Annotated in this window: 18 protein-coding genes; 9 read left to right on the top strand and 9 right to left on the bottom strand. The window is 65.5% G+C overall.

The features are described from left to right. Nucleotides 1–105 precede the first annotated feature (105 nt). Nucleotides 106–567, top strand: coding sequence for a membrane protein (locus DGN21_RS02965; RefSeq protein WP_024937826.1), 462 nt, complete (start codon nucleotides 106–108; stop codon nucleotides 565–567). A gap of 140 nt (nucleotides 568–707) precedes the next feature. Here the strand turns inward: DGN21_RS02965 and DGN21_RS02960 are convergent, their stop codons facing one another. From DGN21_RS02960 to DGN21_RS02950, 3 genes are all read right to left on the bottom strand, one after another. Next, on the bottom strand, nucleotides 708–1,103 hold the full coding sequence (locus DGN21_RS02960; protein ID WP_126965206.1) for a VOC family protein: 396 nt from the start codon (nucleotides 1,101–1,103) through the stop codon (nucleotides 708–710). 79 nt (nucleotides 1,104–1,182) lie between these two features. After that, on the bottom strand, nucleotides 1,183–2,157 hold the full coding sequence (locus DGN21_RS02955; protein WP_126965207.1) for a glutathione S-transferase family protein: 975 nt from the start codon (nucleotides 2,155–2,157) through the stop codon (nucleotides 1,183–1,185). A gap of 173 nt (nucleotides 2,158–2,330) precedes the next feature. After that, nucleotides 2,331–3,110, bottom strand: coding sequence for an SPFH domain-containing protein (locus DGN21_RS02950; RefSeq protein ID WP_046345603.1), 780 nt, complete (start codon nucleotides 3,108–3,110; stop codon nucleotides 2,331–2,333). Between the two features lie 419 nt (nucleotides 3,111–3,529). On the opposite strand from DGN21_RS02950, the gene DGN21_RS02945 reads away from it, so the two are divergent. From DGN21_RS02945 to DGN21_RS02915, 7 genes are all read left to right on the top strand, one after another. After that, nucleotides 3,530–5,116, top strand: a complete 1,587-nt coding sequence (locus DGN21_RS02945; protein ID WP_126965208.1) for an SDR family oxidoreductase — start codon at nucleotides 3,530–3,532, stop codon at nucleotides 5,114–5,116. 135 nt (nucleotides 5,117–5,251) lie between these two features. After that, entirely contained in the window at nucleotides 5,252–6,277 is a 1,026-nt protein-coding gene (locus tag DGN21_RS02940) for an alpha/beta hydrolase (RefSeq protein WP_126965209.1), read from the top strand. A 286-nt stretch (nucleotides 6,278–6,563) separates the two neighbouring features. Next, a complete protein-coding gene (locus DGN21_RS02935; RefSeq protein ID WP_184428950.1) occupies nucleotides 6,564–7,205 on the top strand; it encodes a GntR family transcriptional regulator in 642 nt (213 codons plus the stop codon). A 243-nt stretch (nucleotides 7,206–7,448) separates the two neighbouring features. Continuing rightward, nucleotides 7,449–7,589: a lasso peptide xanthomonin 1 gene (locus DGN21_RS02930; RefSeq protein ID WP_104538648.1), complete on the top strand. Its 141-nt coding sequence runs from the start codon at nucleotides 7,449–7,451 to the stop codon at nucleotides 7,587–7,589. A 48-nt stretch (nucleotides 7,590–7,637) separates the two neighbouring features. Next, nucleotides 7,638–7,784 carry a benenodin family lasso peptide gene (locus DGN21_RS02925; protein ID WP_016903880.1) on the top strand — a complete coding sequence of 49 codons (147 nt, stop codon included), beginning with the start codon at nucleotides 7,638–7,640 and terminating at the stop codon, nucleotides 7,782–7,784. Between the two features lie 112 nt (nucleotides 7,785–7,896). Beyond that, nucleotides 7,897–8,571 (top strand): lasso peptide biosynthesis B2 protein, encoded by a 675-nt coding sequence (locus DGN21_RS02920; RefSeq protein WP_126965210.1) that lies wholly within the window; start codon nucleotides 7,897–7,899, stop codon nucleotides 8,569–8,571. Further along, the gene (locus DGN21_RS02915; protein WP_126965211.1) at nucleotides 8,571–10,304 is read left to right on the top strand and encodes a lasso peptide isopeptide bond-forming cyclase; all 1,734 of its coding nucleotides are present in this window, start codon (nucleotides 8,571–8,573) and stop codon (nucleotides 10,302–10,304) included. The genes DGN21_RS02920 and DGN21_RS02915 overlap by 1 nt, the downstream gene beginning before the upstream one ends. 70 nt (nucleotides 10,305–10,374) lie before the next feature. Here DGN21_RS02915 and DGN21_RS02910 read toward each other — a convergent pair whose 3' ends face one another. The 6 genes from DGN21_RS02910 to DGN21_RS02885 form a co-directional block, all read right to left on the bottom strand. Then, a complete protein-coding gene (locus tag DGN21_RS02910) occupies nucleotides 10,375–12,450 on the bottom strand; it encodes an Atxe2 family lasso peptide isopeptidase (protein ID WP_252374683.1) in 2,076 nt (691 codons plus the stop codon). 69 nt (nucleotides 12,451–12,519) lie between these two features. After that, nucleotides 12,520–14,967: a TonB-dependent receptor gene (locus DGN21_RS02905; protein WP_184577123.1), complete on the bottom strand. Its 2,448-nt coding sequence runs from the start codon at nucleotides 14,965–14,967 to the stop codon at nucleotides 12,520–12,522. Between the two features lie 681 nt (nucleotides 14,968–15,648). Then, nucleotides 15,649–15,972 carry a DUF4880 domain-containing protein gene (locus DGN21_RS02900; protein ID WP_160955266.1) on the bottom strand — a complete coding sequence of 108 codons (324 nt, stop codon included), beginning with the start codon at nucleotides 15,970–15,972 and terminating at the stop codon, nucleotides 15,649–15,651. 93 nt (nucleotides 15,973–16,065) lie between these two features. Further along, complete coding sequence (locus tag DGN21_RS02895; protein WP_226426886.1) at nucleotides 16,066–16,638, bottom strand: RNA polymerase sigma factor; 573 nt, start codon at nucleotides 16,636–16,638, stop codon at nucleotides 16,066–16,068. A 322-nt stretch (nucleotides 16,639–16,960) separates the two neighbouring features. Then, nucleotides 16,961–17,191 carry a hypothetical protein gene (locus DGN21_RS02890; RefSeq protein WP_126965214.1) on the bottom strand — a complete coding sequence of 77 codons (231 nt, stop codon included), beginning with the start codon at nucleotides 17,189–17,191 and terminating at the stop codon, nucleotides 16,961–16,963. Between the two features lie 137 nt (nucleotides 17,192–17,328). Next, the gene (locus DGN21_RS02885; RefSeq protein WP_160955265.1) at nucleotides 17,329–18,162 is read right to left on the bottom strand and encodes an oxidoreductase; all 834 of its coding nucleotides are present in this window, start codon (nucleotides 18,160–18,162) and stop codon (nucleotides 17,329–17,331) included. A gap of 90 nt (nucleotides 18,163–18,252) precedes the next feature. Here DGN21_RS02885 and DGN21_RS02880 point away from each other — a divergent pair, with 90 nt between their 5' ends. After that, nucleotides 18,253–19,185, top strand: coding sequence for an AraC family transcriptional regulator (locus DGN21_RS02880; protein ID WP_065032165.1), 933 nt, complete (start codon nucleotides 18,253–18,255; stop codon nucleotides 19,183–19,185). Nucleotides 19,186–19,240 lie beyond the last annotated feature (55 nt).

Genomic DNA, 19,240 nt, shown 5'->3' with positions numbered 1-19,240 from the left:
CTTGCCAACGCCCATACATGCGCCGGCCTAGTGTGTGCACATCCATACAGCGTGCCGCACGCAGTGCATTCCGCCTGCGATTGTTGAGCACACGCAGAGGTGTACATGGCTTTGATTCATTCCATCCTGATGGGCGCCGTCGCCGGCATGCGCTCGATGACGCCGCTGGCAGCGGTGACCAATGCTGCGCGTACCGGCAAGCTTCCTGCCGACAACGGCGCACCGCCGCTGCTAGCCAATCCGCTGGCGTCGGCCGGCATGCTCGCGCTTGCCGGCGGCGAGCTGGCGGGCGACAAGATGAAAACCGCGCCCGACCGCATCGTGCTGCCCGGCATGATCGCGCGCATCGCCACCGGCGTGATCGTCGGCGCGGCCCTGGCTCCGCGCCACCAGCGCGGCGTCGCCGCACTGCTGGGCGCGTCCACCGCAGTGGCGGCCGCCTATCTCACCTTCAACCTGCGCATGCGTGCGATCGACCGCTACGGCCAGACCAGCACCGGCGTGGTCGAAGACGCGATCACGGTGGGCGCAGCGACGTTGATCATGCGCGACGCGGCCAAGCACTAGCGACGTCACTCACCTAAGCCTGTCGCGCGCTGCAACCACAGGGCGCGCTATGGCGACGGTGGAATGGCCGTCGCCATAGCGAACCGATGACTCGGTGCGCGTTCGCGCTGCGGCAGTTGCAGCAGCGCAAGTCTCACAGCCTACGCAGGCCGGTAGACCGCGCACAGCTTGTTGCCGTCCGGGTCGCGCACGTAGGCCAGCCAGACCGGCCCCATGCGGCTCTCACGCACGCCCGGTGGATCTTCGATGGACATGCCACCTGCCGCCACCGCAGCGTCGTGGAAGGCCTGCACCTGCTCGGGCGAGCCGCAGCTGAAGCCCACGGTGGTGCCGTTGCCGCTGGTCGCGGGCGCATCGTTGATCGGCTCGCTGACAACGAACGTACTGCCGGCGTGGCGATAGAACAGGCGCATATGGCCCGAGTTGGCAGGATTGACCAGCGGTTCGGCGGCCCCCAGGACGCCGCCGAGCACCGCATCGTAGAACTGCCTGGATCGCGCGATATCGTTCGATCCCACCATCACATGATTCAGCACGCATCACTCCTGTTCGTATCGAAGGCGCACAGCTTAGGGCAGCACGTGGATATCCGGCAGCATTCGGCGAACAGCTGCATCAGCCGCCACGCCCGTGCGGCGCCTGCAGATCCAGCACCGGCCCCAGCGGCACGATGCCGGTGGGATTGATCATGTCGTGACTCTGGTAGTAATGATGCTTGATGTGCTGGAAATTCACCGTGTCTGCGATACCCGGCATCTGATACAGCTCACGCAGGTAGCCGGACAACTGCGGATAATCGGCAATGCGCCGCAGGTTGCATTTGAAATGGCCGACATACACCGCGTCGAAACGCACCAGCGTGGTGAACAGGCGCCAGTCCGCTTCGGTGAGCCGGTCGCCGCACAGGTAGCGCTGCTGGCCCAGGCGCGCATCGAGCCAATCCAGGCTCTCGAATAGCGGCACCACCGCCTCTTCGTACGCAGCCTGCGTGGTGGCAAAGCCTGCCTTGTACACGCCATTGTTGACGGTGTCGTACACACGCGCATTGATCGCATCGATCTGCTCGCGCAGCGGCGCCGGATAGAAATCGCCGGGCGCAGCGCCGACCGCGTCGAAGGCGCTATTGAACATGCGGATGATGTCGGCCGACTCGTTGCTGACCACCGTGTTGCGCTCGCGATCCCACAACACCGGCACGGTCACGCGCCCGGAATACTGCGGATCCGCCTTCAGATAGACCTCGTACAGATGCTGCGCCTGGTGGAGCGCATCGCCCACCACGCCCGGCCCTGGCGCAAACGTCCAGCCCTGCTTGCCCATCAGCCAGTGCACCACCGACACGTCGACCATCGACTCCAGACCTTTCAGGCGCCGGAAGATCAGCGTGCGATGCGCCCACGGGCAGGCCAGCGACACGTACAGGTGATAGCGCCCGGGAGCGGCCTGAAAGCCACCGTCCCCATGCGGGCCGGGGCTGCCATCGCGCGTCACCCAATTGCGGAACTGCGACTGCGAGCGCTCGAAACGCCCACCGCTCTTGTCGGTGTCGTACCAACTGTCCTGCCACTTGCCATCGACCAACAGGCCCATGCTGCCTTCTCCGCTACCACAATAGGCCGCAACCCTAGCCCAGCCGGTCTGGAGAGTGCGTGAGCGACCGTGGTGGCGTGAGCGGACGCGAGCAGCCAGCAGCGTTTGCAGACCGAAGACCCACCGCTGCAAGGCAACAGGAGCGCCGCGTTGCCGTCGGCCGGCAGCGCACGCTACCTGGCAATCACCGACGTGCCGGAAGGCACCATGTAGCAGGCCTGCGCCTTCTTGCAGGCATCGGCATTGAGCTCGGCGATCTGGCTGGCCAGGTACTGCTCGGGCGTCAGGCCCATGCGGTTGCGGTATGCATTGTCGGCATCGGCCTTGGCGACCTGTTCCTGCTCGCGTTGCCGCTCTGCGGTCGTCGCCTCGACCAGCGTCTTGACACGCTGTTGCTGCGCAGCGGTGAGGTTCATCTGCTGCAACACGTCCGGATTGGGGCGCGCGCGTCCGAGCGTGATGTTCTGGATCTGGATCGGCAAGCCTTGTTGCTTGACCAGCGCACTGACGTTCTGGGTGACCGAATCGTCGATCTTCCTGGCGGTATCCGGGTCGCTCATCATCTTGGTCATGTCGTAGCGCTTGACCTGATCGCGCACGATGGACGCGTACTGGCTGGCGACATTGTTCTTGAACCAGTCCTGCCCAAACCCGGACAGCAGCAAGGCCGGGGCGGTGATCCGGTACTGGATCTGGGTCGAGAAGTCCAACAGGATATTGTCGCTGGAGGAGAAATCGTCGAAGGCCACCTGCACGGTTTGCGGGGTGACATCCACATACGACGCAGAGGTGGTCAACCAGGTGTACGTGCGCCCGGGATCACGCACATCGTCCAGGCGGATGCCCCCCTTGCCAAAGAACAGCGGTTTATCCACCAGCACGGCCTGTTGTCCCGGATCAGGCGAGACCACCGTACACGCACAGAGCAAGCCGGCCAGCCCGAAAGCCAGCATGGAATTCTTCATCAATGTCCCCTTGAATGGACGGGCGTGAGGCCCCTCCGGTATGGGGAAAGATTATCCAATCCGGGATGCGATCGCACCCCGGCCTCCCGCATGACGGGCGGCAACACGTCGCTGCATGCAAGCGCGTGCACGCAGGCCTTCCAGCCGCGTGCTGAGAGCTGAACCTGGCGCACGCCCTGCGCGGCGATTGGATGCATCCCCGGCAGCGACGCCCGCACTGCCGCAGCCCATCCAGCCCTGTCATTGGCGCGCGCACCCAAGGATCGGCGAAAATAGCTGCGGTCCGGACGCTCCGGCCTGCGGCGGCAGCGGTCCAGGCCAGCGTGGCCGCTGGCCGCCATCCATCGCGTCCACCGCGCCGCCCGCTGCATGCGCTCCGCCTTCTGTCGCTCTTTTCCGGATCCATCTTGAACACCAACGTCCCACCCCCGCCCGCCGACGACCTGCCCCTGACCGACCGCCTGCGCGCGGCGCTGGACCTGCTGGAGGCCATCGAGGCCGACCGCAGCGTGCTCGACACGCTGCCCGAGGCCGACCGCGTGCGGCTGCACCAGGTGGTGGCCAGGGTCTATCACCCCGAGCCCAAGGCGCGGCGGCAGCTGCTCAAGCAGCGCGAGCGCGAGCGGCACCAGGAGAAGGTGCGCAAGGCCGAAGCGCTGCTCGAGCAGCGCGGCATCCGCGCGCTGCGGCGCAAACCGGTGTTCAGCACGCCCAACTTCTTCCCGCCGCATGCCGCCGGCCTGCACGACGCGCACAACGGCCAGAACGCCACTGCCGCACCGGAGCCCACGCATTCGCCGGAACTGCGCCACTGCTACGTCTGCAAGCAGAAGTTCACCCAGCTGCATCATTTCTACGACCAGATGTGCCCGGCCTGCGCCGAGCTGAACTACTTCAAGCGCACCGAAACCGCCGACCTGCGCGGACGCGTGGCGCTGCTGACCGGCGGACGGGTCAAGATCGGCTATCAGGCCGGTTTGAAGCTGCTGCGCGCCGGCGCGGAACTGATCGTCACCACGCGGTTTCCGCGCGATTCGGCTGCGCGCTATGCGCAGGAGCCGGACTTCAGCGAATGGGGCCATCGCCTGCAGGTGTTCGGCCTGGATCTGCGCCACACCCCCAGCGTAGAAGCGTTCTGCAGCCAGCTGCTGGCCACCCGCGACCGGCTGGACTTCATCATCAACAACGCCTGCCAGACGGTGCGCCGCCCGCCGCAGTTCTACGCGCACATGATGGCCGGCGAGACCGCCGCGCTGCACGAGTTGCCGGAAACCGTACGCAACCTGGTCGGCCATTACGAAGGCCTGCGCACGCCCGAACTGCTGCGCGATGCCTCGGCAATGGCGCTGCCGGCGGTGCATGGCCGCGGCCTGGACGGCGCCGACGGTCTCACCCGCGCCGCCGAGCTGTCGCAGGTGGCGTTGCTGGACGACGAACTGGTCGGCCAGCAGCACCTGTTCCCGGATGGACGCCTGGATCAGGACCTGCAGCAGGTGGATTTGCGCGGGCGCAACTCCTGGCGCCTGCTGATGGACGAAGTGCCCTCGGTGGAACTGCTGGAAACCCAGCTGGTCAACGCCATCGCGCCCTTCATCATCAACGCGCGGCTGAAGCCGCTGATGCTGCGCACGCCCGAGCGCGACAAGCACATCGTCAACGTCTCGGCGATGGAAGGGCAGTTCTACCGCAACTTCAAGACCACCCGGCATCCGCATACCAACATGGCCAAGGCCGCGTTGAACATGATGACGCGCACCTCGGCGGCCGATTACCAGAACGACGGCATCCACATGAACAGCGTCGACACCGGCTGGGTCACCGACGAGGATCCGGCGGACATCGCCGCGCTCAAGGTCCAGCAGGAACGCTTCCATCCGCCCCTGGACATCGTCGACGGCGCCGCGCGCATCGTCGACCCCATCATCCACGGCGCCAACACCGGCGAGCATGTGTGGGGGCAGTTCCTCAAGGACTATGCGCCGACGGATTGGTAAGAGCTCTCAATCGGCAGGTGCCTGCACCGGCGCCTGCTGCAAATGTTGCCGCCATGTGCATAACGGCCGAGCTCCCTTGTCGCCCCATTGACTGCACCGCCGCTAGCGTCACGGTCAACCAACCGAGACGCCCACATGACAGAGCACGGCAAGCCCAACCCGATCATCGACACCCTCTCCAACGTCATCGGCGCCATCCGTGCCGATGACGACATGCACGACCTGGCCCAGGCCCACGATGCGCTCGAACCCAAGGCCATCGAGAAGCTGACGCCGGCCGAAGCCCGGCAGCAGCCGACCATTGCCGATGCGGTCAAGAAGCTCCTGCACGACCAGGGCAGGTCCGCCGACCCGGAGGCGCTGGTGCCCGGCGTCAAGCGCACCTCCCACACGCTGGAAACGCCCGCCGGCAATCTCCCGGCCTTCGTCTACACCCCACAGGGGGGCACCGCACTGCCGGTCATCGTCTATTTCCACGGCGGTGGCTGGGTGATCGCCAATGCCGAGGTCTATGACGGCGGCGCGCGCGGGCTCGCCAAGGAGACCGGCGCCATCGTGGTTTCGGTCGACTATCGCCAGGCACCCGAGCACAAGTTCCCCGCCGCCTGGGACGACGCGCTCGCCGCCTACGAATGGGTGCTGGCAAACGCGGCAAGCATCGGCGGCAACCCGCAGCGCGTCGCCCTTGCAGGCGAGAGCGCCGGCGGCAACCTCGCCATCGCCACGGCAGTAGCCGCGCGCGACAAGGGGCTGCCGGCACCGACGCATATCCTGGCGGTCTACCCGGTCGGGCAGACCGGCAGTCTGCACACCGAGTCCTACATCGAAAACGCCATCGCCAAGCCCCTGAACAAGGCCATGATCGAATGGTTCGTGGGGCACCTGATCCGCGGCGACGCCGACAAGTCGGATACGCGTCTGGACCTGGTCAACGCCAACCTGCGCGGCCTGGCACCGGTGACGATCATCAACGCCACCATCGACCCGCTGCGCAGCGATGGCGCCAAGCTGGAAGATGCGCTGAAGGACGCCAACGTACCGGTCGAGCGTGAGGTCTACACCGGCGTGACGCACGAGTTCTTCGGTTGCGCCGCAGTCGTTGCCAAGGCGAAGGCCGCACAGGAGTACGCAGGCAAGCGGCTGCGCGAGTCGTTCCGCTAACCAAGGCACAGCGTCTGGCACGACGGGAGTGCCACGCAATGGCAGGAACAGATAACTTCCACACGAGGGCCGCCCTGGCATACCAGGCGGCCTTTTTTTAAATACCTAGTTTGTGCGTTATCAAAACTATTACTGTCGGGACAGGGCATTGGCTCCGAGCCTGCCTCGTAGGCAGCACGATGGGACAGGCCTGGGACTAAAAAGGACTACCGCAGCAACTCCTGCCGCAGCCATTGCATGTACGATCCGGCCAGGGGAGGAGTCGCGGTCAGACAAGGAGTTCGCCATGCATGGGATCCACTCCAAAACTACCATCGCCTATACGCAGGTCAGGCACGCACTGCAATCCGGCCGGTATCGACCCGGTCAGCGCATCGATCCGACAACGTTGGCTGCCGAGTTCAAGGTCAGCCCCACGCCGGTACGCCTTGCGTTGCATCGCCTGGTCGGCGAAGGCCTGGTCATCGATCACGCACGCTATGGCTTGCAGGTGCCGCTGCTCACCGAGGTCGCACTTCGGGATCTTTACGACTGGATGGACCGCCTGCTGCGGATGGCCTGCGATATCGGCGTTGCACCGACACCGCACGCCGCTGGCGAGTTGGAGCCCACCACTGCGCCTGCGGACGTGGTCAAGCAGACCTGGAAGCTCTTCGACGCCATCGCCCATGCCACGGCGCATTGGTCGCTGCATCATGCCGTCAGGCAGACCAACGACCGGTTGGCACCGGTGCGACGTGCCAAACATGGCCTGCTCGACTCTCTCGAAGAAGAACTGGCAGAGCTCACGCTGCACTGGCAGCAGCGCAACCTTGCCGCGTTGCAGACAGCGTTGCATGCCTATCACGTACGCCGCATCCAGGCCGTGCCTCGCATCGTGGCGGCGATGAATGAGCGCATCAATCAGGCTTCCAGCTTCGGCGACTGAGTGTCGTCAGCGCAGCACATCGCGGGATCTGCATGCTGTGCTTGCGAGCTGCCGGCAACCTGTGCCTGATGCGGCGCGAAGGTACGATGCGACGCCACCGGCCAGGTTTGTGGTCATCTTCGACGACGGTCACATAGTGCATTTAATTATGACGGTGTTACGACTTAATAATTTGAAAATCAATACACCTGTTTCCTAACGTGTCTGCGTCATGGATCCCCATGACACAACCAGGAGACAGCGATGAACATCAATGACACCACCTACAGCGATGCATCCAGCGAGATCACGGTGCTTGGCGTTGCCAGCACCGACACCAAAGGCGGCCCGCTCGCTGGCGAAGAAATCGGCGGCTTCAACGTGCCTGGCATTTCCGAAGAGTGAACCCGAGGCGTGCCTGAGTGCACGCCTCTCCCACCAGGAGTAGAGACCATGGATACCAGCAACAACGACGCGCACACCACGACGTTTGGTCAGGATCTCATCGTGCTTGGGATCGCAAGCCTGGACACGCAGGGCGGGCCACTGGCAGGCGAAGAAATGGGTGGCAGCACCACGCTGGGCATCAGCCAGGACTAGGCGCTGCCAACGCGCGGCGGTCGCCACTCGGCTGTACATGCCGGTGAGCAACTTCCCAGGCCACGGGGCGCACTGCAACGGTGCGCCCCTTCTCCCTCTCAAGGACAGCGCCATGCACCGCTACACATTGCGCGACGACCTAGCGTTCTGCCGCATTGGCGATCGCTTGGTGTTCCTGGATGTCGGCAACGACCGCTATTTCCGTCTGCCCGAGGCACTGGAGCACTCCCTGCTCGCCTACCTGGCACATGACCCGGTGTCGGACCTGGAGATCAACGACCTTGTCGAACGGGGCTTGCTGATGGAGCGGTCGCAAGCGACCGCCGGCCCGCAGCTTCCCGTCATGCCTGTTTTGCGTAGCGCGATGGAAATGGCTGTACCGGCGCGACGACCACAGCTGCTTGAAAAGCTCGAGGTGCTGGCACTTGTGCTGTCCACACGCCTGGCATTGAAGCGCACCCCGCTTGGCAGGGTACTTGGCAGCCTCTCCGCTGGAGCACAGCGTCGGGGGATGCAGCAACGCTCGCTCGCCGGACTCGAGCAACGGCTCACCGATGCAGCGTCCACCTTCCAGCGAGCACGCGTGTGGGTGCCGGTCGAGATGCGCTGCCTGCTCGATTCAGTCGCATTGGCAAGATTCCTGCGTAGGCGCCAGCTCGACGCCCAGCTTGTCTTCGGAGTCGCACTCGATCCGTTTTCGGCCCATTGCTGGGTACAGACAGGCGATCTGGTCCTGAACGACACGGTCGGCAACGTCCACGCGCATACCCCCATCCGGGTGGTGTGATGTACCGCTACATCGCCTTGTTCAACCATGCGCAGGTGCACCGCGATGGCGAACGCGCCGGCGTCGATGCGTCGTTGCGCCAGATCGGGTTACAGCTACGGCAACGCGCTGGGCACATCGACCTGTATGCCTCAGACGACACGCCCGTGCTCGACCTGCCTGGTGGTGGCGCACTGATCGGCCATGTCTTTTCGCAGCGCGACAACGCCCCCTTGCTGGACGGCGCATCGCTGCATGCGTTGTCCGCAGCACAACGGACACGGCACGTGATCGAGACGCACTGGGGCGAGTACCTGCTGTTGCATGCACCGCGCGCGGACCCGAGCGCCATCACCGTGATGCGCGAGCCTTCCGGCGGCGTGGCATGCGTTTACGCGCTACAGCATGGCTTCATCACTTCAGATATTTCGATCGCCACGCATGCCGGTGTGTACACGCGTGAGATCGACTGGGACTCCATCGCCCATCATCTGCACTACCCGCACCTCAAGACCGAGCGCACCGGGCTTGTCGGCGTACGCGAATTGCTGCCGGGCAGCCAGCTGTGTCTACAGTCCAACCACAGCCGTGTCGAGCAAGTCTGGAACCCCTGGGATTTCGTCGCAGCCTCTCGGCGCCGGCACGACCCACTCGACGCACAGGCACAGCTGCGTCAGACGGTGGCCTCCAGCGTCACGTGTTGGGCGCGGACCGATGCGTCCGTGCTGCTGGAACTCTCTGGCGGCCTGGACTCCTCCATCCTCGCCGCATGCCTGAAAGACACCACCGCGCGCGTGGCGTGCTGCAATCTGGTCACGCCGGTGCCTGGCGCCGACGAGCGGCACTATGCCCGGCAGATGAGCGATCTATTGGGCACCGAGCTGATCGTGCGCACGCTGGGGTTCGACGCTGCACCAGTCGATTTCGCACCGCCGGCACATGCGGTCGCGCCCAGCACCTGGTTTCTGCAGCATGCCTCCAATGCGCTGAAAGAAGCGATCGGCACGCAGCTGGCCATCACCAGTTTCTTTTCCGGCGGCGGTGGCGACACCGTGTTCTGCAACACCAGAACCGCCGCGCCCGCCGCAGACGCCTTCCGTGCAGGCGGCCTGCGCGCCGGCTTCAGCGCAGTCCATGCACTTGCCGAACTGCACCAATGCACGCTGTGGAAAGCAGGCAGGTTGACGATCAAGAAACTCCTCGCCAAGGCCGGACCTCCACGCAAGCCGGAGCGATCGTTCCTGCCAGGCACGCAGGCTGAGATTCCATTGCAATCGCATCCCTGGTTCAATGCCCCACCCGACAGCCTGCCCGGCGACCGCGAACGTATCGTCGATCTGGCCGGCACCCAGGTGTTCCGTGATGGACTGGCGCGCAGTGCATCTTGGCACCTGCGCATGCCGCTGCTCTCGCAACCGGTGGTGGAGGCCTGCCTGACAGTGCCGAGCTGGATGTGGATCGCTGGCGGCCGCAATCGCGCCGTCGCACGCGATGCGTTTGCGGATGTGCTGCCTGCGCAGATTCTGCATCGCCGCAGCAAAGGCACCTTCATGAACTACTCCGGCGCGGTCTATCGTCGGGGCAGGCAGCAGATCCGCGATTATCTGCTGCAGGGTCGGCTTGCAGGCCAGGGGCTGCTGGACGCCGATGCCCTGCGCCACCATTTCGACCACACAGTGGCCGACGGCGACCACAGCGTCATGCGCATCTTTGACCTGTGTGCGGTCGAGAACTGGGTCCGTCATCAGCGCTGAGGTTGCCTGCACTGTGTAGGTGCGTGGCGCCCGCATGCCAACGTGCCACGCGTCAGCTGCGCCACACACGCTAGTCCCCACGCGCCGGCAGTGCCGCCTTGATTGCACGCCAGCGCACATACTGCGCGGCCTTTTCCGGCGCAGGGTCCTGGTAGTCCTGCAACCAGAAGCGGAACCAATCGACGTTGCGCGCATACACGGCCAACTTGTGCTGCGGCTGGAACTTCTGGTGCGGCTCGTTCGCAAACACGTACAGCTCGGCGCGTTGCGCACGCAGCAGGGGAATCAGGTAATCCAGCGCGTACAGATACTCCTGCTCGGAATGCTGGAACAGGATGGGCGCACGAATCCGCTCCAGCTTGAACGCCGGCGACAACACCTTCCACCGCTCGGGTGTCTGCTCCGGTGCACCCAGGCCCCACATGTCGCGCAGCCCCTTGAGGAAGGGCTCGCCCTTCATGCTGCCGAACAGGTAGTACGACGGCGACACCACCGGGTTGGCCACCGAAGCGGCGGCCAGCAGGTTCGACTCGGTGGCCGTCCACAGGGTCACCGCACCGCCGAAGCTCAGCCCGCCCATGCCCACCCGCGTGCGATCGATGCCGGCCTGTGACGACAACAACGCCACCGCGCTTTCCACCGCCGCCAGCCCTTCGCCGTGCCGTTCCACCGCATCCATGGTGTAGCCGGGCAGCTGATTGATGCACAGCGCTGCGATGCCGACCTGCGCCAACGCGGCGAGCGGCCACTCATCGCCCACGCCACCGCGTAGGAAGCCAGGGCAGCTGTAGTAGGTGACGAACAACGGCGGCTTGCCCGCGCCGGTACCGTGTGCCGCGAAGAACTGCCCGCTGTATCGCCGCCCACGTGCATCGCTCCACTGCAACAGCCGTGCAGGCGTTGCACGCGCCATGTCCGCTGCAAGCTCCGCGTTTGGATCGAACAGCACCTGCCGCGTGCCATCGTCCAGGCCGATACGTTCCAGACGCGGCGGGCGATCGGCTTCGGCTGTCACGCACACCAGCGCAACGGCCGAGGCACCGCAGCGTGCCGCCGGGTCACGCCCGCCATTGATCAAACCGCGCCCCTGCACCACCAACCGCACCTGCCCGGTGGCCGGATTCCAGCGCTGGATGGATTGCGCCAGGCCCAATGCAGGATCGGTGATGGTGAAGAGCACCTCCGCATTCCCCGGGCGCCACTGCACTGCACTGATTGCCTTGTCCACGCAGGCCGCCGCGGTGCAGCGCACGGCCTTGCGGGCGTGTGCACCGGGCAGGACTGACAGCGCCACCTGCGGACGGAATAGCTGGCCCTTGCCATCACCCACACGCGACAACACCGCCACCGCACCACCGGGCGCAGGCACGGACTGCCACACGTCACCGTCGACACCGTGCGTACTGATGGGCGATTCCTCCGCAGGCACCGGCGCATCCGCGAGTGGCCGCGTGGTTGCCGTCGCCAGGTCCAGCGCCACCCAATGCTCCGGCACATCCGCCGACAAGCCGGTACGATCGAACCACACCGTGCCGAAGCGCTGCGTCGCCAGGCGTCCTTGCACATTGCCCGAGCGGAACAGGCCCTGCCCGAGCGGTACCGTCTCGTCGATCCGGATGCCTTGCGCATACTCGTCCTGTTCGGCCGCCATGACCTGCGCGCGCGTGGCGCCGACGCGGTAACGCAGCACCCGCCCATCCGCGTCCAGCGAAAACTCCTGCACGTCGGCCGCATCGTGGGTCACCGCTTGCGCGCCGGAACCGTCCGCCGCCGCGCGCCACACCGCAATCACGTCATCGATCAACGCGCGGTAGTACAGCCAGCGCCCATCCGGCGACCACAGCACCTTTGCAGGCAAGGACCCGCCTGCCGAATCGCGCAAGGGCACGCCGCCATCGGCAATGCGTCTGGGCGCAGCGTCCTGCAGGCCCTGCACGTACCAGACGCTGTCGTAGGTATTGCGCTGCACCGCTGCCTGCTCGGTGCGAAAGGCCACGCTGCGGCCATCCGGCGACAGCGTGGGGCTGCCGATATCCACCACCTCCAGCAATCGCTGGGACGATACCGTTTGCGCATGTCCCACGCATGCACCTGCCGCCATCAGCACGCCTGCAAGCAGCAGGCGCCATGGTTTGTGATTCCTCACGCACACACTCCTCTCAGCAACGCTCAAGGACCATCGCCAATACATCGGCTGCAGCAGGCAGCCCACGCATCACCAGTGCTTGGACACCGACACGCTCACGAAGCGGCCAATCGCCGAATAGTTGGTGGAGTCGTACGGCGCCACGTACAGCGGCGAGGTCACCCGATACAACGGCGGATCGCGATCGAAGGCGTTGTCCACCGACGCACCGAACTCCAGCCCCGCCCACGCATCGCCGCGTGCGCCGGTGGCGTAGCGCAACGCCATATCGAATGTGGTGAACGATGCCGACTCCACCCCGTCGGCGCGGTTGCGCACCCCGCCGCGGTAGTTGCCGAACAGCGAGGCGGTAAGCCCGCCCTGCTTCCACACCGCGCCCACGCGGCTGCTCAGCTTGGGCGGGTTGAACAGCGTGCCGGACAGATCGAACGTCGGTTGCGCGGGCAACGTCTGCTGCGTGCTGTCCAGCCAGCTCGCCGAGCCGCGCAAGGTCAGCGTGCCGCGCGCCAACGCCACCTGGTAGCTACCGCTCAGGTCCAGACCCTCGATGTCCTGCTGCGCCACGTTGGCGTACTGCGTGTAGATGATTGCCGCCACCCGGCTCGGGTCGTAGGCGACGCCGGCAAAGTTGGAGAACCGGCTGGCGAGTGCGATCACATCGGCCTGCGCCTGCGGCGTCGGCGTGCGGTCCACGAAGGGCGCGTAGATCGGATTGCGCAACGCCTGGCTGGCATTGGCGATCGGCTGCAACACGCGGTTGCTGTAGTCCACCCCGAACCAGGTCAGCTCCGCCTCCAGGCCATCCAGCGCCTCGGGGTGCCAGGCCAGCGAGACCGAGCGGGTGATGGCGCGCTCCGGCTGCAGATCCTGGTTGCCGCCATCGGCCACCAGCACCGTCGTCCCGGCGGGAAAGCCTACCCCGCCGAACGCGCCCGGCTGGAACAGCCACGCCTCCTGCGCGTAGTTGCGCTCGAACAGCGTGGGCGCCTTGAACGACTTGCCCCACGAGGCCTTGAGCGTCACATCGCTGCCAGGCGCATACAGCACACCGAACTTGGGCGTCGTCACCCCGCCGAAGCTGCTGTAGTCCTCCCCGCGCACCGCCGCTGTCAGCGTCAGTCGCTGCACACCGGGCACGCCCTGCGCCGGGCCCACCACCGGCAGATTCAGCTCCGCATAGGCAAAGCGCGCGCTTTCGCTGCCGTCGATCGTCTCCACGCCACTGACGTGGTTGACGTTACGGAACGTGTTGCTGCGATACCCCACCCCGGTGGCCAGGCGCGCATCGCCTGCCGGCAGCGCGAACAGCGGCCCTTCGGCGCCCAGCTCGTAACTGCGGCTGTCGTTGCAATAGCACAGGTCGGTCACGCTCACCGCACCGCTAGCCAGCGCCGTCTCCTGGCGGTATTGATCGTGCTTGCTGTTGCCGTCGGTGGCGCCCAATGTCAGCGTCCAGTCGTTGGGCAACCACACCACAAGGCTCGGTGACAGCAGCAGGCTGGTGGTGGTCGGAGTGACCCGGCTGTTGCGGCCACTGACAGCGTAAAAATGCAGTTGGTCGCGTTCAGTGCGTAACGCATCCAGGCGCAATTCGGCGTTGTCGCCCAGCGCCTGGTAAGCACTCAGCAGCCCGCTGCGCAGGTCGCTGCCCGGATACAGCGTGGACGGGTCGGTGAGTTGAGTGGTGTAACTACGCTGACGGCTGTAGATGGGGTCTGCGGACGCGTCCTGATAGGTCGCGATCACTCCACCACTGCGCCAGGTGGTGCCGGCCGTAACGCTGTATTGCCGCGAGGTGAGCCCGCCTTGCGTGGCCCGCCCGAAGCGCGTGCCAACGCTCACCCCGTCGTAGTCGCGCTTGAGGATCACATTACCGACGCCACCCACCGCGTCCGACCCATAGATTGCCGACGCACCGTCGGCCACGATCTCCAGCCGCTCCACTGCCTCCACCGGGATCGCGCTGAGGTCCACCGCCTGGGTGAATCCACCATAGGCCAGCCGGCGCCCATTGAGCAGGGTGAGCGTGGCATCGGCGCCCAACCCGCGCAGGTTGAGGCTCGCGCCGCCGGTCATGTTCTGGTTCGCATTGCCGGCCCCGGCCAGATTGCCGCTCAGCACGCCCGGGTTCTGCCCACCGGAGAAGTTCTGCGGCACGCTGCGGATCACCTCGCCCAGATCGCTGAAATCCTCTTCCTGGATGTGCGCCGCGCTGATCGAAATCACCGGCGACGGAACTGCACCGCCCTTGATGCGCGTGCCGGTGACTTCGATGGACTCCAACTCGGTCGCGGCGGTTTGCGCCGGCGCGGTCGCCGCAATCGCAGTCTCCGGCGAGCCGGGCCTGGGCGGCTCGCCTGCGTTCGGTGCCACGGCTGCCGGCGTTTTCTGCGCCGCTGCCGGAGCTTGCGTCGCCCCCTGCGCTGTCGCTGCCCGTGCCCCCACCGCACCTGCCGCCCCGCTCGCCACGGCTAGCAGGGCGATGGAAATGGCGTTGCGTAACGTGCGTGTCTTCATGCTGCGTCCTTTGGCTTGCCTGGGTTGGCCCGCCGACGGCGCACTCCGGGTCGACCCGGCGCGCATCGCCAGCTGAGCAAGATCGGTCCTGCACCCGACTGCTGAAACGCGGGCACCGCAGCGCGGCGGGCAGCGACCAGTATCACTAACTGTTTGATTTTCGAGCAATCATTGCGCACGCAAAATGGCTCGGCACCCATCCGGGCCCGACACGTCATCGCTGTGTATGCAATTGCCCTTTCCCCACTACCTGCTACGCGTCCACTACGCCTGCATCGCCATCACCAGAGCACGCCGGCCGTGGCTACGTGCACAGGCGCATCACCGCGCTGCGCATCCGCTTCCACCGCTGGGGTTTGCACGCGTTGCACAGCAGTGCGTTCCTGCGCCGCAAGGTTGTGCAGCGACAGCAGCGAGACCACCGCCAAGGCCAGTCTGCTGCGTGCATGATCAAAACCGACACCGCTCCCCGATACTGCCCGTCGTGCTTGCATGTGCATCCTTCGCGTCCTGGGCGCGGCACCATCGCCATTGCGTCCCCCGACAACAAGTGATGTTGCGCAAGCGCAATGCCCTACCAGCAACGTGTGCAATATGCAGGCAGCGCTGCAACAGAGCGCACATTCAACGGTTTCCGCAACACGCAGTGCGGTTTGCTGAGTGCCGAGCGCTGAGTGCGCGCTACTGCACCAGCAGGTGATGCACCGCGTAGCCGATCGCGGCAACCAGCATCGCTGCCAGCAACAGCCAGGGCCAGCGACGACGCCGGCCGGAGGCCGGCGTCAGCAGTTCCAGATCGCGTGCAGTGGCGGCCTGCAACTCGGGATCATCCAGCACTGCCGACGCGTGTTCGTCCACGTCGAGCAACTGCTGGTAGGCCGCACGATGGCGCGGATCGGCAGCCAGCCACGCCTCGCGCGCAGCGCGCTCGGCAGCAGTCTCGCTGCCGCGTCGAACGAGATAGGCGGCCGCCTGCGCGTGGATGCGCCCGGACTCTGCACGCATGGCTGGTGACTCCCGACGGGCCGTCTGCTGCGCCCTCGCGCACGATGCTACCAGCATCTTCCGGCGGCGCCAGCCAGCCGTCTTGCAGCCCGGTTACTGCGGCAATTCCCCCACCGCCGCGCGGCACGCCAGCAGCGCACGGCTGATGTGCTTCTCCACCATCTTGGTGGAGATCCCCATCTTCGCGGCGATCTGCGGATAGGTGAGCCCGTCGAACCGGCTGAGCTTGAACGCAAGCCGGCACTTCGGCGGCAGCTCGAGCAAGGTGCGCTTGAGCAGCACATCGAGTGTCTGGCGCGCATCGGCAATCTCGTCCACGCCGGCCTCGTCGGCGCTGATCGGCGCAACCTGGTCCAGCGACACGTGCTGCGCCGCCAGCCGCCGCTGACGCGAGCGCCGCTGCTCGATCACCAGGTTGTGCGCGATGCGGTACATCAGCAGCCGGCGGTCGCCGATGTTGGGCGCATCGCGGTACACCATCATCCGCGAGAAGGTCTCCTGCGCCAGGTCTGCCGCGGTCTCGGCATCGCGCGTACGGCGGCGCAGGTACACCAACAGCTCGGCATGCAGTGCGGCCAGTGCCTGGTCGAACTCGGCGCGGAGACGGTCCCTCTCGGCGAGCGACGGCTGCCCGCGCGCCATGGGCGGCCCGTCACGCGAGCTCATCGTGATCGCCGCGCCTTCGGCCAAGTGCCGCTGCCCACCAACTTCCCCACGCATCCTGCGACACGACGCACCAGCGCAACGCGCGCGCGAGGGTCATGCAAGTGGATCTGAACATGAGCAGTGCAGCCGAAAGATGGAGAGTGGGTGGTGGGCGCCGCACCCCGAACCGCAGCCCCACCTCTTCCTCTATGACGGCAAGCGATGCTAACCCCCTACGTTTTGCGCGTCAGTCAGCCTCCGTCCACATCAACACACACGTGCTGCACACCTCAACCCTGTCACTTGCACCGGCGATACTGCATGACCGATTCGCCGTCAGAAATCACCAGATGCTTGCCCTTTCCAGATACGGGTCATCCGTTCTTCCAGCTGGTGCGAGATCCGACGTGGCGGACACGATCCAGACGTGAGGTTTGTAAGCAACAAGGCCGATTGCTACCGACGTCGTTCGGCACTCGTACGACGCATCGTCCGCCAAGTCTGGTTTCATCAACACCAAAGCCGTCACTCCATCCTTTGGCAAACGGGCCAGAAGCGCGGAATCGGTGTTCATTGCCCTTCATGAACTGAACTACCTGCCCGGTGCCACCCCCGCTACCCCGTGTTGTAGGGGCGCCGATCGGTGCTCGCGATAAGACTCATCGCGCTCCCCCTCCTCGCTAGCAAGTGCGCTGCACCAGAGACGCATCTTCAGCCGTCGGTTGAAATGGTCACCTTTTCCCAATCGGCGATGGACGCTGCGAACGCAGCCAGCTTGGCTCGCACCAGCGTCAACGCATCGCTCCCCAGAAGCAAATGCGCCGGCGGATTTTCCGCGGCAATCACCTTCAGCATCGCGCGTGCTGCCTTCACCGGGTCGCCTGGCTGCTTGCCACTCTTTTCCGCGCGGGCCTGGCGGATGGGATCAAAGATGGCGTCGTAATCCGCGATGGATCGCGGCGCCCGCTGCATCGAACGCCCCGCCCAATCGGTGCGAAACGAACCCGGCGCCACCGCTGTCACCGCGATGCCTAGCGGACCAACTTCCTTGCCCAGCGTCTCGGAGATGCCTTCCAGCGCGAATTTGCTGCCGCAGTAGTATCCGATGCCGGGCATGGTGATGTGGCCGCCCATCGAGGTGATGTTGAGGATGTGGCCGCGGCGGCGCTGGCGCATGTACGGCAACACGGCCTTCATCATGGCGACGGCGCCGAATACGTTGACATCGAACTGGCGGCGCATCTCCTTGAGAGGCGACTCCTCCATGATGCCTTCGTGGCCGTAGCCAGCGTTGTTTACGAGGACGTCGACCGGGCCGACATTCTCCTCCACTTCGGCGATGACGCCGTCGATGGCGGCGAAGTCGGTGACGTCGAGGAGGCGGCCATGAACCTTCCCGGGAGCGAGGTCTTCAAAGACGCGTTTCGCCGCCGCGTTGCGAACGGTACCGATGACCACGTGGCCCTGGGCGACGGCTTGCCGGGCCAGGGCACGGCCCAAACCGCTACTGACACCGGTGATGAGGAGGGTCTTCGGGTTGCCCATGGGTGCTCCGTTGGTTGGTCTTGGAATGCATAATCCGCCACCATTGCCAGGTCGATAAGTCACAATTGGCTTTTATTCTTGCCTATTCCTATGGATGCTCCGAAGGCTCGCACGCTCAAACTTCTGCGCGAACTGGCACCCGACGAGGGCTATAACCTCACGGCGGTGCCGAGCGTCCGCATCCTCCGCTCCGACCGGGCGCTTGCCCGCACGCCCGTGCTTTACGACCCTGGCATCGTCATCGTGTGCCAGGGCCGCAAACGTGGCTACTTCGGCGACCAGCTCTACCTTTACGACGCGGACCAGTACCTCGCCGTCTCGGTGCCCGTGCCTTTCACGATGGAAACGGACGCCACGCCGGCCCACCCCCTGCTGGCCCTCTACCTCCATCTCGACTTCCCGCTCGCCGCGGAAGTGGCGGAACAGATCGACCGCAAAGGCCAGGCCGACACTCTGCAGCCACCGCAGAGCATGATGTCCACGCCCGTGGACGACGCCATGCGCGATTCGGTCCTGCGCTTCCTCGAGGCCATGCAGAAGCCACTGGATGCCGCCGTCCTCGGCCCGGGACTGCTACGCGAGCTCTATTTCCGCGTATTGACGGGCGCGCAGGGCAGCGCCATGCGTAGTGCACTGGCCATGCGCGGCCAGTTCGGTCGCATCAGCCAGGCGCTACGTTTGATTCACGCCTCATATCCGCAGCCCCTGGACGTGGCGCGACTGGCGAGCGAAGCAGGCATGAGCGCGCCCAGCTTCCAGAGCCACTTCAAGGCGATCACGCAGGTCTCGCCCATGCAGTACGTGAAGTCGACGCGGCTGCACCAGGCGCGGTTGTTGATGGTGCGGCAATCGCTGACGGCGGAAGCGGCGAGTCATGCGGTGGGGTACACCAGCCCATCGCAGTTCAGTCGTGAGTTCCGGCGGTTGTTTGGTGCCACGCCGGCGGCCGAGGCGCGGAGGATGCGGGAGACGTTTGCAATTCCCGAGGCATTTGCGGATGCGGTGTACGTCTCTTCGCACTAGCTAAGGGAACCGAGGCAATTAAACCGCATGGCTCTTTCCGCTTGGAGGAGCGCGG

The organism is Xanthomonas sp. MLO165 (genome assembly GCF_018831305.1).
In the GTDB taxonomy this organism is placed as follows: Bacteria; Pseudomonadota; Gammaproteobacteria; order Xanthomonadales; family Xanthomonadaceae; genus Xanthomonas; species Xanthomonas arboricola.
Note: the sequence above shows the minus strand (reverse complement) of the source record. Positions and strands in the feature narration are given on the sequence as shown.